This window comes from Brevundimonas phoenicis (genome assembly GCF_047237745.1).
In the GTDB taxonomy this organism is placed as follows: domain Bacteria; phylum Pseudomonadota; class Alphaproteobacteria; order Caulobacterales; family Caulobacteraceae; genus Brevundimonas.
On the sequence record NZ_JBDFLN010000001.1, the window covers coordinates 2,451,579 to 2,464,763 of the forward strand.

The following is a 13,185-nucleotide window of genomic DNA, read 5'->3' on the forward strand; positions in this document are numbered from 1 at the left end:
TATGGTCGAGGTCTGGATCATCCTCCTGCGCGGCGTGCAATACGTCGCCGGGGCGGTGCTGCTCGGCATGCCTGCGTTCATGCTGTACAGCGCACGCGCTGTCGGGCCGCTGGGCCTGCGCTGGCCGCGTCCTGCGACGGCCTGGGCGGCGGCGATCCTGATGCTGGCCGCGCCCGCCGCCCTGCTGGCTCAGACCGCCATGATGGCGGGCTCGCTGAGCGAGGCGTTCAAGCCCGATGCCCTGACCTTCATGGTCACAGGCATGGGGTTGGGCAAGGCGCTGGTCGTGCGGACTCTGGCGGCCGCCCTGGCTCTGGGCGCCGCCTTGTTGCTGCGGCCGGGACGCCTGATGTGGAGCCTGCTGACGCTGCTGGGCGTGGTCGTCTCGGCCAGCTTCGCCTGGACCGGCCACGGCGCGGCGACGCAAGGGGCGGGACATATGATCCACCTGGCCTCGGACATCGTGCACGCCGTGGCGGCCTCCGTCTGGGTCGGCGCCCTCGCCGCCTTCGCCGTCCTTATCGTTCGGCGGCCATCGGGCGATCCCGCCTGGGACGCCGGGGTGGCGCGCAGTCTGACCGGCTTCGCCGGGGTCGGTACGGCGGCCGTCGGCGCCCTGGTCGCAACAGGCCTGATCAACAGCGCCTATCTGGTCGGTCTGTCGAAGGCGCTGAGCCTGGGCGCCAGCTCCTATGGCGTCCTGCTGACGATCAAGCTGGCGCTGTTCGGGTTGATGGTCTGCCTGGCGGCGGCCAACCGCTTCCGCCTGGCGCCGTTGATGGCCCATGATGCGGGTCAGGCCATGCCGCATCTGAAGAAGAGTCTGGTCGTCGAGTTCGGTCTGGCGCTGACGATCCTGGCCGTCGTGGCGGTCATGGGCGTTCAGCCGCCGCCCGCCTCGCTCTGACGTCAGTCGGGGCTGTGACGCGAACCGCTTTCGTCACGGCCCCGACATGGCGTAGAGATTACAACGATTGGAACCATACGCCCTGGATGCGTACGCGGTCAGACGTCTTTCCAAGGGAAGGCGCGTCGCCTCGCGTATGACAGACAGGGCCCGCGAAAGGTGCAGAATGACAAAAGACATCGACCGCATCCTGGCGACGCCGTTTCCAGCAGATGAAACCTTGCGGTTGGCGGGACTGGAGAACCAGGTCTGGCGGCGGATCGAAGAGCGGCAGGAGCAACGCCGGTCGGGCCAGGTGCGTCTGGCGGTCATGGCCGTCGCCCTGCTGGTCGGCGTAACCAACGGCGGCATGCTGGGTCAGGCATTCAAGCCCAACCACTCCGACATTCAGGTCTTCAGCGTCTCTGCAGGCCTGTCGCCGATGACCCGCTTCGAGGTCGGCGGATGAACGCCAACTGGAAGTCCATCGCCCTGACCGTGGCGCTGGCCGCCCTGGCCAGCGGGGGCGCCGCCTGGCTGGCCGCGGGCTGGATGATGAAGCAGCACGAAACGCCCAGCGTGCACGACATCGTGCATCAGAAGCTGGACCTGACCGCAGATCAGGACGCTCGCCTGGACGGTATCGAAGAGCATTTCACCGTGCGGCGTGAAACGCTGGAGGCCGACGTGCGCGCCGCCAACCGCGAACTGGCCAACGCCATCGCCGCAAGCCAGGGCGACAGCCCCGAGGTTCGCGCCGCCGTCGACCATTTCCATGACGCCATGGGCGCCTTGCAGAAGGCCACCATCGCCCATGTGTTCGAAATGCGCGCGGTTCTGACGCCGGAACAGGCCCGCATCTTCGACAAGGAAATCGCCGGCGCCCTTACGCAAGAGCCTCGGTAAGGCCGAGGTGACGGTCGGGGGCGATACAGACGAGGCGCGCGCCGCGCGCGGCGACCGCACAGCCTTCACCGCCCTGATGGCGGCGACCAGCGGCGACCTCTATCGCTTCGTGCGTCGTTACGTCGGCGACACGGATGAGGCCCATGACCTGCTGCAGGAAACCTATGTCTCGGCCTGGCTGGCGATCCGGCGCTATGATCCGACGCGCTCCTTCGAGACATGGTTGCGCTCGATCGCCATCAACAAATGCCGCGACTGGGGCCGCAAGCGCACCGTGCGCCGCATCGTGCGCGGCGTCATGGGGCTGGACACGCCCGAAGCCATGGCCGTGGGCGAAGACGCGCCTGAAGCCGAGGCCCAGTTGGACGACCGCCGCCGCATGGACGAGATGAATCGCGCCCTGGCCGCCTTGCCCGACAATCTGAAGGCGCCGCTTCTGCTGGCCTCGCTGGAAGGCCGCTCCCATGCCGAGATCGCCGAAGTTCTGGGCGTCACGCCCAAGGCGGTCGAGACCCGCATCGCCCGTGCCAGGCAGAAGCTGAACCAGGCCCTGGCGCGTTAAGGCGTCGGCATGCTGCGGCGCCCTGCCGCAACGGCGATGCAAGGGGCGATCGTGTCGCCTGCGTATCCCAATCAGACCCCCTCCCCGCGCGCCTTCCTAAGGCGAACGGCCTCTTTGAGACTTGGACTTCATGGCGACAACATCTCTGGACCGTCGAACCCTGTTGCGAGGCGCCGCTCTGGGCGGCGGCATTCTGGGCCTCCAAGGCCTGCTGCCCGCCTGGGCGCAGACCGGATCGCCGGGCCTGCGGGCCGATCTGCCGACCCTGACCGGGCCGAACATCGACCTGAGCGTGGGCGACGCCAGCTTCACCGTGGGCGGCCGCACCGGCCACGCCTTCATGATCAACGGCCTGCTGCCCGCGCCCCTGCTGCGGATGCGCGAGGGCCAGAACGTGCGCCTGTCCGTGACCAACAATCTGGACGAGGACACCTCGATCCACTGGCACGGCCTGCTGCTGCCGTTCCAGATGGACGGCGTGCCGGGCGTCAGCTTCCCCGGCATCAAGCCGCGCGAGACCTTCGTCTATGAGTTCCCGATCAAGCAGTCGGGCACCTATTGGTATCACAGCCATTCGGGCCTTCAGGAAGCCATGGGCCACTACGGCCCCATCGTCATCGACCCGGCCGGCGCCGATCCGGTCGCCTATGACCGCGAGCACGTCCTGGTCCTGTCGGACTGGAGCTTCATGCATCCGCATGAAATCCTGGACAAGCTGAAGAAGAGCCCCGGCTACTTCAACATGCAGAAGACGACCCTGGCCGGCCTGCTGAACGGTTCCGACCGCATGAACGCCGCCGAGCGCCGGATGTGGGGCGGGATGCGCATGGACCCGCGCGACATCCTGGACGTCAACGGCACGACCTACACCTATCTGGTCAACGGCCACGGTCCGGAAGAGAACTGGACCGGTCTGTTCCGGCCGGGCGAGCGCGTGCGTCTGCGCATCATCAACGCCTCGGCCATGTCGATCTTCAACGTCCGCATCCCCGGTCTGCCGATGACCGTGGTTCAGGCCGACGGCGAGAACGTCCGCCCGGTCGAAATCGACGAGTTCCAGATCTCGGTCGCCGAGACCTATGACGTCATCGTCCGCCCGACCGAGGACCGCGCCTACACCATCGTCTCCGAGGCCATCGACCGCTCGGGCATGGGCCGCGCCACCCTGGCGCCGCGCCTGGGCATGACGGCGGAAGTCCCGCCGCTGCGCAAGGTGCCCAACCTGACCATGAAGGACATGGGCATGGGCGGCATGGATCACGGGAGCATGGATCACAGCGCGCACGGCGCAGCCAGCGCCGCCAGTGTCGACCACGCGGCCATGGGCCATGGGGCGGCGGCAGACACGGCGGCCGCAGCGCCTATGGACCACGGCGGCATGAGCCACAACATGCGCGATCCGAACAACGCCCCGGCCGACATGGCCGTCGGCGTCGGCGTGGACGCCATAGCCCCGGCTCCGTCCAACCGCCTGGCCGACCGGCCGCAGGGCCTTGATGACGTCGATCACCGCGTGCTGGTCTACGCCGACCTGCGCTCGCTGACGCCGAACAAGGACACCCGCGCACCCTCGCGCACCATGGAGATCCACCTGACCGGCAATATGGAGCGGTTCATGTGGGGTTTCGACGGTCGCAAATTCTCGGAAGTGGTCGAGCCGATCCGCTTCGAGCTGAACGAGCGCGTGCGCGTGACCCTGGTCAACGACACCATGATGGCCCACCCCATCCACCTGCACGGCCACTTCTTCGAGCTGGTCAACGGCCACGACGGCAACCAGCCGCTGAAGCACACGGTCAACGTCGCCCCCGGCGGCAAGGTCACCTTCGACCTGACCGCGGACGCGCCCGGCGACTGGGCCTTCCACTGTCACCTTCTGATGCACATGCACGCGGGCATGTTCAACGTCGTCACCGTTCGCCCGCTGGCTGGAGCCGCCTCGTGAAGTCCCTTTCCTTCTCCCTGGCGCTCGCGCCCCTGATGTTGGCTGCGGGCGGTCCCGCCCTGGCCCAGAGCCACGCCGGTCATGCGGGTCACGCTCCCGCAGCGTCTGCCCAGGCGACACCCCCGGCCGCCAAGCCCGCGCACGACTGCCCCATGATGCGCGACGGCAAATCCTGCCCCATGCATGGAGCCGCCGCCTCCGGCGCTCCGGCTGACCCGCACGCCGGTCATGACATGAGCGGTCACGCCGGGCGCGGCGAGGCTCCGACTGATCCCCATGCCGGCCACAACATGGCTCCGGCCCAGGCGGCCCTGGCGGATCCCCACGCGGGTCACGACATGGCTCCGGCCGATCCGCATGCCGGTCACGATATTAGCGGCCACGCCGGGCACGACGCTCCTGCGGCCGATCCCCATGCGGGTCACGCCATGGCTCCGGCGCAGGCGGCCCCCGCCGACCCGCACGCGGGTCACGCCATGAGCGGCCATGCCGGTCATGGCGCCGCCCAGACCGATCCCCATGCCGGTCATGACATGAGCGCCGCGCGCGGCGGGCCGAACATCCCGACCAGCGTGGACGCCGTCGGCGGCCGCATGGTCGAGACCCCGCCCCCGGCCGCCGCTCGTTCAGCTCCGGCCCATGCCGCCGACCTGCTGTTCGACCCGGCCGTCATGGCCGCTTCGCGCAAGCAACTTCTGGTCGAGAACGGCGACATCCGCTCGACGGCCGTGCTGATCGACTCCATCGAAGCCAGCTTCGGCGACGGCGCTGACGGCTACAGCTGGGGCGCCCAGGGCTGGACCGGCGGCGATATCAACCGCTTCTGGTGGAAGACCGAAGGCGAAGGCGAGATCGACGGTAGGCTGCACGAGGCCGAGGTTCAGGCTCTCTACAGCCGCGCCATCGCACCCTTCTGGGACGTGCAGGCGGGCGTGCGCCAGGACTTCCGTCCGGACGGCGACGACACCACCCACCTGACCGTCGGCATTCAGGGCGTGGCTCCCTACTGGTTCGAGATGAGCGCCGCCGCCTTCCTCTCGACCGAGGGCGACCTGACCGCCCGCGCTGAGGCCGAATACGATCAGCGCATCACCCAGAAGTGGATCCTTCAGCCGGCGATCGAAGTGGCCCTGTCGGCCAGCGACATCCCGGAGCTCGAAATCGGCTCGGGTCTGACCTCGGTCACGGCGGGCCTGCGTCTGCGCTATGAAATCCGCAAGGAGTTCGCCCCTTACGTCGGCGTCGAGTGGACCCGTTCGCTGGGCGACACCGCCAACTACGCCAAGGCCAGAGGCCAGGATCCCGAAGACACGCGCTTCGTGGTCGGCATCAAGGCCTGGTTCTGATTGGAAAGAAGGCGCGTCTGCAAACAGGCGCGCCTTTCGACCCACCAGATCAGCTCATCTGAAAACTGAGTCTCAGGGCGCCGTTGATGCCCTTGACGCCCATACGCATGCAGATCGAGCGTAAATGCGCCCGCACTGTATGGATCGACATCTCCAGCTTGCGGCCGATGTCCTTGGGCGTCGCGCCTGCCGTCAGATGCAGCAGCACCGCCGTCTCGGCCCGGGTCAGACCGAAGACGGCGCCCAGGGCTGTAATCCTCGCCACATCCAGCGGCTTGACCGGCCGCGCCGTGGCGAACACGCGGTTCGGCGCTTCCGGCGTCGTCATAAGATCCAGGATGCACCACTCGTCATCACCTGCTCGGAACAGAATACGCCCGCTTTCCCGGCTGCCGTCGGCAAGACCGCGTAGCAGAGCATCCAATTCGGCCCGGCTGCGATGAGCCGCGCAGATGAAGACGCCGCGTGATCCCACCATGCCGCAGTCGGCCAAAGCCCGTGCCTTGGCGTTGGTCCGCAACACTCGTCCCGACGTGTCCAGAATGAACCGCGCCGTATCGTCCGCTTCAAACCAGGCGTCTGTCTCCGAATGGCGTCCCCGGGACGCGGCGCGGAGAAAGGACCGCGTATCGGCGAAGGCGGCAGAGGCGATCGGCTTTATCAACAGCTGATCCACAGGCTGGGCCTTGCCTTGCGAAAACGCCGCCAGGCTCCGTTCTCCGACCATCGCCCTCACCTCCCGCACGCCTGGCCTTAAGGCTCATCAGCTTTTAGCCAAGCTGATCGGCGCGTTCTCATCAGCCTCATTTTGGCCACACAACGCCGAATTTCAAGCGGTAAATTCAGAAATGCGTGTTTTAATAACCTTAGCTAAAGAATTTGACTTACCCAACAGTCAAAATATTCAAATTGAAATAACTTCAATCGACCAAATCACTAACATAAAAATACTCGTTACTGTTTCAGATCACACCTATTTGGCATGATAATTTATATGATCATTTATATTCCCAAAAAGGGTCAGTTCACTTGGGCGAGATATCTATCGTCAACATATCCGCATATCGCCCCTCCATCGCACCTCCGACCTGGCCCAAGGTGAAGGTCATCGGAATGGAGACTCCAGCCAGGGTGCGCGGCGGATCGACCTGTTTTGTCCACAAGCTAGACAGGTCCACCTCGTCTCCGTCCAGTTCCACAGCGTAAGGCAAGGTCGTGGCGTTGGGGACTTCCTCCACCCGACGCATAACGCCGCCGTGCTGAGACGTGATCGACACCGTCGCCAAGGTGTTGGCCCGAACCTGGAGGAATATTCGCCGCGTCGCCCCGGCGACCGCTTCGCCGAAATCGACCACCTCAACGCTGGAGCCGCTGCCGAAGGCGCCGGCGGCGCCCGCAAGGTTGAGTTGCGCCCGCGGCGTCGCCTGAAGGATCAGGCGCACAGGAATCGGCACGCCGATCGACTCCCCGCCCGGCGTCTTCAGCACCAGCCGCAAGTTCACGCCATATTCGCCCGCGTCAGCGACCGCTCCCTGCACCACGGCGGCGTCGATCTGGGCCTGTCCCTTGGCGCCTGCCGCGAGTTGGTACTGGAACACGGCGGCCTGTACATCCGCCATCTGCACGCCCGACGCCTCTCGCGGGCGGAACTGCACCGCGACATTGCCCAGAACAACGCTGGTCACTTCCATGCCGACGTCGTCCGTGAACGACATCCGCACGTCGCAGGCAGCGTCGCCACGGTTCTCCATGCTGACATCCAGCGCACCGGACGAGGGCCCGATTGCGAAAGGATTATACTCGATCCGCACCGTCTGGGGTCCGTCCAGCACAGCCAGATCGCACGCCTGGGCCGACGCGCCCGAAGCCAGGGCGACGAGGGTCACAACGCCCGCCACTCCGCCCATCACCCGCAACCGCGCCCTATGACACCGGTCCGGGGGTTTTGATTTCACCCACATCGCTTACTCCTTCAGCACTATCCGGGATGACGAATTCCCCGACCGTCCGCCCCTTGATCACCAACCGATAGCGACCGGGGGACAGGCCGTCGGCGATGAAGCGGCCGTTTCGATTGGTGAAGAAGGGCTTGCCCTGCGCCTCGTCTTCGCTTCCGGCGGCCACGATCATGCCCCCGATCAAGGCGACCGGCCCTTCGGGCGAGATCAGATAGCCGCGCGCGGTATGCGAGGCGTCGCTGCCGACCACGAAGCGATAGCCGTTGCCGAAGCCGGGGAAGGCGGAAATCACGCCGCTGCCCAGGTCATACCCCTCGGGCAAGGGGTCGACCTCCAACTCATAGCGCCGCACGCCGTAGCCGCGATCGACGCCCGCCAGCGCTGGCCCGAACCAACCGCTGTTGGCGACCGGATAGCCGCTGGAATCGGTCAGACTGACTCGCGCGCCCTTCAGCGTCGGATGGCCGGTGGCGATGACGAAACCTTCGCGCGCAGAACGCCCGATGCCGAAGGCTCCGTTTGCGTAACCGACCATGGTCGAGGCCCGCCACAACGATTCCTGTCGCGTCGTCCCGCCCGGCTGACTTGACACCAGCCGGTTTGAGATGAGCTCAGCGTCGAAACGGTTGTTGATATAGCGCAGGTCGCCCGCGATGGTCTGCTGCGTCCGATCCTCAGAGAAACGCAGGTCGCCGCTCAAGTCGTTCAACCGCCCGGTCGAGGAGCGCGAGATACCTACTTCGCGCAGGTCGTTCTGGGTGTCGTACCGCGCCACCCCGCTCCAACGTCCGCCGAAACGAGTGGTCAGGTTGATCCCGAAACGCGTATCGTCACGGCCATCCAGCGCAGTTGTGCGCTGCACGGTCATATTGACGCCGAAGCGACGGAATGACCGGCCCACGTTCATGTTGAAGTCGGTCCGATCCCGTTCGCCTCGCCCCTTCACGAAGGCCGCGCCGAACCCCAGGGTATAGGCGCGAAACCTCAGCAAGGCCTGCCCCGCCGCGCGCCACTGCTCCCGATTGAAGGCTGAACTTTCAAAGGCGTTCTGGAAGTATCGGCTAGTGGCCTGCACCGACGCCACGAGCCGCAGGTCGATCTCACGTCCGAAGGTGGTCTCGCGCAGATAATCGACGGAGGCGATGTAGCCCTGCTCCCCCGTATCGCCGTTGTGACTGACGGCGGCGCTGGCCTGAATCAGGCCGACGCGGCTGCCCCACACGGCCAGACCGCCCACTTGCCCGCGCCCTTCCGCCAATTGGGCGTTGGCGCCCAGGGTCAGCACGTCGCTAATCCCTTTGCGGACAAAGCCCGAGGCGGCCAGGGACGAACCGTATTCCAGAGACCCGCCCTCTTCCAGCACCCCGGCCGACACGCCGAAGTCCAGAACGCCGGGATCCAGAAGCCCCGCGCCGCCGAACAGATCGAACACGGCGATCTCTCTTTGCCCCGTATTGTCCTCAACAAGCAGGCGCACGGTGTTAGCGCCCTGGCCAAACGGGAAGTCGCCCAGTGAATAGGGGCCGGCGTCCAGGCGCAGCCGCTCGATGATCACCCCGTTGACTTCGACCACCACAAGCGCCGGGCGATCCAGCACGAACTGACGCCGGCCGGCCGGCCGCACGTTCTGAAACGGCCGGATAGTCGAATAGGCCCGCGCCGCCGACAGGCCCAGAAACCGCCGCGATCCCTGAAAGCTCTCGACCGGCGGTGCGAATTCGCCCGCCGTAAGGCGCACGGCCGATTGAAACAAATCCTTGGTCAGCCTGATCTCGCGGCGACGCCAACGCTCATCCGTCGAACTGCCGTCATAGTCGCCTCCCGCCGTTAGCGTCACGCCGTCGAAACCGCCGAAATTTACGAACATGTCGATCCCGCCCGACAAGGGCGCGAACCGGTCCTCGGTGTGCGAATACTGCTGCGCCACCGTGATATTGGCGCCGGCCGAGAAATTGGCCGGTTGATCAAACGACGCCGGATCGACCAGTTCGTTGCGGTTGAAGCTGACGTCTCGCCGCGCCCTGGCCCCGGCCGACAGATCGGCGACGAACGTCAGCGCCAGAGGGTCAAAGCTCAACGAAAAGCCATCGCCTCTCAGATCAGCCATGTTCACGCGCCGCTGCGACGCGATAATCGTTTTCAACCGCTCGCGCTGGGTGGGCGCGAGGCTGGGGCCCAGAAGGTCCATCAGCGCCTCCGCATCGACCACCCCCTCTCCTTGCATGTCCACCTCCCCCGCCAGATCGCCCACATAGCGACCATCGAGGGTCAACGGCCCCTGGATCGGGCTCAGCACCGGCGTGGGCCGGGGCGACGGAGCCTGCTCCTGGGGTCCGCCGGCCGCCGCATCGAGCGCGGGGGGAACACTCGACGCGGCGCCGGCGGCGAGCAGGACGTCAGGGGCGTCTCGCTCGACCGGGACTACGGCGGCGGCGCCGTAGGTGACTTCTGGATAGTTTGGCGCCGTGCGGATGACTTCATCCGCAGCGAACGGGGCTTCGGCGTTGCTGGCGGACGCGACGCTGCCGCCCAGGCAGGCCGCGGCGCCGAGGCGCCGCCAGATCCGATTGCGGCCAGGCATCTCACAGCAGGACGATCGAGGCGGTCACGTCGCCGCCGGCTTCCGCCGCCAATGCCGCCGGGATGCGGATGTTGCGCGTGGTGCCGCCCGCCATCACGCTGACCTCGCCGACGTCGATGTCCGCCGCCGGAACTTCATGCGTCCGGCCATCCGCGGTCTTGAGCGTGAAACGCGCCTCGCGCAGATGGGCGAAGCCGTCGCCTGTATTACGCGCAGTCAAAAGAACGTCGCCGTTCGCCGCTCGCGAGACCGACGTCACCTCCACTGCGGCCCTGGCGCTGGTCGGGGCCACGAAGACGTAGGTGTTGATGGTGAAGGCCAGCTTTATGTCTGCGCCCGCTTCGGTGTCGCCTGTGACCGACTGCATGTCGATCGGCAGCTGCGCCGCACGAACCAGGTACATCTTTCCTTCGGGGCCGCCGTCGCCCAGGTAGCGCACCTGCACCACCTGCTCGCGATTGGGCGGGATGACCGACTGCACCGGAAAGACTCCGATGTCGTCGTCTTCGGGGACCAGGCTGCGGTGGCCGTTTTCATCGACCTGCATGCGATAGACTTCGATCTCGACCGTGGCCGGCGCCGTGCTGGTGTTGCGCACGGTCAGTCGATAGCTGGATCCGCTTCCTGAAGGCGTGATCTTGGCCACCATCGGTGAGACGTCCATGGCGCGCGTATCGGACGGCGCCGTCATGGCCATCATCAAGCAGAGCACTGAAGTTGCGACGACTTGGAATCTCATAACTGCATCTCCCCTGCAGTAATGCGAAAAGAAAAACGGGGAGCCTGAAGGCTCCCCGTTCTGGCTCGATCAAGCCGGGTTCAGCGTGAAGGTGAAGACCTCCGTATAGGTGCCGGCCGGAGCCGACGCCGCGCCCGGACCAGACGGCGCAGCCGCGCAGCCCGACGAACCGGGGTTGGTGTCATCGCCTTGCGAGCCGCCGGCGCCGGGGCCGCCGGGGACGTTGTAGCAAAGGTTCAGGAACAGATCGGCGAAGATGCCGTCAGCCAGAGCCTGGCTATAGCCGCCCGAGTTGGTGATGATGGCCGGGCTGCCGGGCCAGGTGTCCTGAGCCGGGAAGCCCAGGGTCGGCACTTGCTGGACCACCAGGTCCCAATCGTAGTTGATCAGCACGCCGCCGGCAGACTTGAAGTCGCCGTTCTGGGCGCTGGACGTCAGCTTGGCGCCCGTCGGGGCGTTACACGACATCCGCAGGGTGGTGACTTTCTGCCGTTGACCGTTGGCCACGGCGACATTGCCGCCAGCCACATTGGCCAGCCCGATGCCGCAGAAGTTGGTCACGCTGGTGCTGACCGTCACATTGGTCTGGGCGCTGGAAACGCCAGGCAGAGCCAACAGAGCCGCTGCGGCGGTGGCGGCCGCAGTAATCATCAAAGTACGCATCTTCGCCTCCGGGATTTTTGATTTTTCGAGAACCCAGGTCGCCGTCTCCGCCGCCTGGACTTGCGGCTACTCGCCACAATCTCGCCATTTAAATCCCGCCCCCGGAGCGAACATCCCCAAGGTTGATACTCATCTTGAGCTAGTCAATTTTGACTAGATCGCAGTGCTCGTCGTGGCGTCGATGCGATCAGGTCTCGACACAAACGCCCGAGGCGGCCATGCAGTCAGTGATGACGACGCCTGCCTCCTCACGCTCACTTGAAGCCGACCGCGTCGCCGCCGCCGCCATGACCCTGGTCACAAACGTCGGCCTACGCGGCCTGACACTGCGAGACCTGGCCCAGGCCGTGGGCAAGAGCACGACCGTCATCGTCAACCTGTTCGGCGCCAAGGCCGGGTTGATCGAGGCGATCGCCTTCAGAGCCTTCGAGCAGGACAAGGCCTACCACGAGTCATTCTTCGCCGGCGTCGACGCCCTGGCGCTCAGTCGCGACAGCCTGCTGGCCCTGACCGCCCGCTATCTGAGGGAACGCGCCGCGCCCTCGGCCGACTTCGCTCGGGTGTGGGAGGAGCTGCTGGTCAGCCCCGATCCGGCCGCCTTCCTGCCTCCCCTGCTGCGACGCTGGGATCTGATGCGGCGCAACGCCTGGACGGCCTTCCTGTCGCGTCGCCCCGGCCTGGAATCGTTCGGCGAGGCGATCTCCACCTATCTGATCATCGAGCAGTTTTACGTCGGCGCCCTGGGCGGTCGCTCCGACTATGAGGTGATCGCGGCCGAGGGGTTGGGCGGCCTGATCGACCGGGCCTTCAGCCGCCCCGACGATCCGGCCTCGGCGACCGAAAGCTATGTCGATCGGATGGTGATTCCCAAGGCGCCGGGGGACGGGCTGGAACCCGACTCCATCAAACGCCGCCTGCTGGACGTCGCCGCGGACCAGATCCTGAGCAAGGGCGTCGGGGTCGTCACCAACCGATCGGTCAGCACGGAGATCGGCACTTCGACCTCCACCATCGCCTACCACTGGGCGGATATGCGGCGGTTCGTGATCGACGCGATCTGGCACGCCGTCTTCCGCGAGATGCCCCGCTACCTCGACTACCGCCATCCGCTGGGCGCCGGCCCCCCGGACGTGCAGCGATGGGGCGAGATGATGGCCCTTACCCTGGAGACGCCTCCGGGCGGCGAGCGCGGCTTCTACGTCAAATACGCCCGGCTGATCGCCCAGGTCTGCCTGCAGGCCCGCCGCGATCCCTCCTTCCAGGAGCTGGCGATGATCCTGCGCGGGCCCGAAGGCGGCGGCAACTACATCAACCGCGACGAGCTATGGCCGCCTCAGTTCGACCTGACGCGCCGCGCGGCGACCCGTTTCGCCTTATGGATCAAGGGCGCGGCCATCATGGCGGCGGCGACGGGCGATGCGCCGGACGCGACGCGTCTGCGGGCCGCCGCTGCGACCTTGGTCACGCAACACGACTAATTCGAACAAACGTTCCTATCCGGAACTTTTTCTCTGTTGCAGACTCGACGGCAACACTTCAAATAAGCGTCACCAAAGCATCACGACCATCCCCTACAGCGGAGACGTTGTCGAACAGTTG

The 13,185-nt window shown here is 66.1% G+C and carries 12 protein-coding genes; 7 read left to right on the forward strand and 5 right to left on the reverse strand.

Annotation, left to right across the window (positions count from 1 at the left end; genetic code table 11):
- The first annotated feature begins 1 nt into the window (after position 1).
- The 6 genes from copD to ABC419_RS12340 all read left to right on the forward strand — a co-directional run bounded on the left by copD (position 2) and on the right by ABC419_RS12340 (position 5,645).
- Entirely contained in the window at positions 2 to 907 is a 906-nt protein-coding gene (gene copD, locus ABC419_RS12315; protein WP_200167373.1) for a copper homeostasis membrane protein CopD, read from the forward strand.
- 166 nt (positions 908 to 1,073) lie between these two features.
- Entirely contained in the window at positions 1,074 to 1,355 is a 282-nt protein-coding gene (locus tag ABC419_RS12320; RefSeq protein WP_087140736.1) for a hypothetical protein, read from the forward strand.
- Complete coding sequence (locus ABC419_RS12325) at positions 1,352 to 1,792, forward strand: Spy/CpxP family protein refolding chaperone (protein WP_368924866.1); 441 nt, start codon at positions 1,352 to 1,354, stop codon at positions 1,790 to 1,792. The genes ABC419_RS12320 and ABC419_RS12325 overlap by 4 nt, the downstream gene beginning before the upstream one ends.
- Before the next feature lie 7 nt (positions 1,793 to 1,799).
- Positions 1,800 to 2,354 carry an RNA polymerase sigma factor gene (locus ABC419_RS12330; RefSeq protein ID WP_412877299.1) on the forward strand — a complete coding sequence of 185 codons (555 nt, stop codon included), beginning with the start codon at positions 1,800 to 1,802 and terminating at the stop codon, positions 2,352 to 2,354.
- A gap of 130 nt (positions 2,355 to 2,484) precedes the next feature.
- Positions 2,485 to 4,299 (forward strand): copper resistance system multicopper oxidase, encoded by a 1,815-nt coding sequence (locus ABC419_RS12335; protein WP_412877298.1) that lies wholly within the window; start codon positions 2,485 to 2,487, stop codon positions 4,297 to 4,299.
- Positions 4,296 to 5,645 carry a copper resistance protein B gene (locus ABC419_RS12340; protein ID WP_412877297.1) on the forward strand — a complete coding sequence of 450 codons (1,350 nt, stop codon included), beginning with the start codon at positions 4,296 to 4,298 and terminating at the stop codon, positions 5,643 to 5,645. Before ABC419_RS12335 ends, ABC419_RS12340 begins: the two co-directional genes overlap by 4 nt.
- A gap of 49 nt (positions 5,646 to 5,694) precedes the next feature.
- On the opposite strand, the gene ABC419_RS12345 is transcribed toward ABC419_RS12340, so the two are convergent.
- The 5 genes from ABC419_RS12345 to ABC419_RS12365 form a co-directional block, all read right to left on the reverse strand.
- Positions 5,695 to 6,372, reverse strand: a complete 678-nt coding sequence (locus ABC419_RS12345; protein ID WP_200167369.1) for a helix-turn-helix transcriptional regulator — start codon at positions 6,370 to 6,372, stop codon at positions 5,695 to 5,697.
- A 298-nt stretch (positions 6,373 to 6,670) separates the two neighbouring features.
- Entirely contained in the window at positions 6,671 to 7,531 is an 861-nt protein-coding gene (locus ABC419_RS12350) for a hypothetical protein (protein WP_412877296.1), read from the reverse strand.
- 37 nt (positions 7,532 to 7,568) lie between these two features.
- Positions 7,569 to 10,184, reverse strand: coding sequence for a fimbria/pilus outer membrane usher protein (locus ABC419_RS12355; protein WP_412877295.1), 2,616 nt, complete (start codon positions 10,182 to 10,184; stop codon positions 7,569 to 7,571).
- A gap of 1 nt (position 10,185) precedes the next feature.
- Positions 10,186 to 10,923 (reverse strand): fimbrial biogenesis chaperone, encoded by a 738-nt coding sequence (locus ABC419_RS12360; protein ID WP_459562594.1) that lies wholly within the window; start codon positions 10,921 to 10,923, stop codon positions 10,186 to 10,188.
- A 69-nt stretch (positions 10,924 to 10,992) separates the two neighbouring features.
- Positions 10,993 to 11,586 carry a hypothetical protein gene (locus ABC419_RS12365; protein WP_200167362.1) on the reverse strand — a complete coding sequence of 198 codons (594 nt, stop codon included), beginning with the start codon at positions 11,584 to 11,586 and terminating at the stop codon, positions 10,993 to 10,995.
- A 230-nt stretch (positions 11,587 to 11,816) separates the two neighbouring features.
- On the opposite strand from ABC419_RS12365, the gene ABC419_RS12370 reads away from it, so the two are divergent.
- The gene (locus ABC419_RS12370) at positions 11,817 to 13,064 is read left to right on the forward strand and encodes a TetR/AcrR family transcriptional regulator (protein WP_412877293.1); all 1,248 of its coding nucleotides are present in this window, start codon (positions 11,817 to 11,819) and stop codon (positions 13,062 to 13,064) included.
- Positions 13,065 to 13,185 lie beyond the last annotated feature (121 nt).